The sequence below is a fragment of the Pseudoalteromonas sp. S3260 genome, from assembly GCF_005886925.1.
Lineage (GTDB): Bacteria > Pseudomonadota > Gammaproteobacteria > Enterobacterales > Alteromonadaceae > Pseudoalteromonas > Pseudoalteromonas tetraodonis.
In genome coordinates this window covers 1-409 of sequence record NZ_PNCV01000411.1, presented here as the reverse complement: position 1 = coordinate 409, position 409 = coordinate 1, and the positions used below count along the sequence as shown (strand labels likewise).

The 409-nt window shown below is 51.1% G+C and carries 1 protein-coding gene; it reads left to right on the top strand.

The window, feature by feature from the left end:
• On the top strand, window positions 1-409 hold a 409-nt coding region (locus CWC14_RS18995; RefSeq protein ID WP_171036918.1), incomplete at both ends, for an aminotransferase class IV.

Here is a 409-nt window from a genome sequence, read left to right as displayed (position 1 = left end):
TGGTAGCTCGGTATTTGAGGGGATCCGTGCCTATGACACCGCTAATGGGCCGGCTATTTTTCGTTTAACTGACCATATGAAACGGCTCTTTGATTCGGCAAAAATCTACCGCATGGAAATCCCGTTTTCACTGGAAGAGTTAAATCAGGCGTGTAAAGAAGCGGTGAAACAAAATGGCTTTAGCGATGCTTATCTGCGCCCGTTTGCCTTTTTAGGTCACGTTGGCTTGGGGTTAAACCCCAAATCACACCTAGCCGATGTCCCCGTAGCGGCCATGGAATGGGGCGCCTATCTCGGTGAGGACAGTCTCGCTCAAGGCGTTGCTGTATGTATCTCTTCATGGAACCGCCTAGCGCCTAATACCATGCCCACGGCAGCAAAAGCGGGCGGCAACTATTTGTCTTCGCAG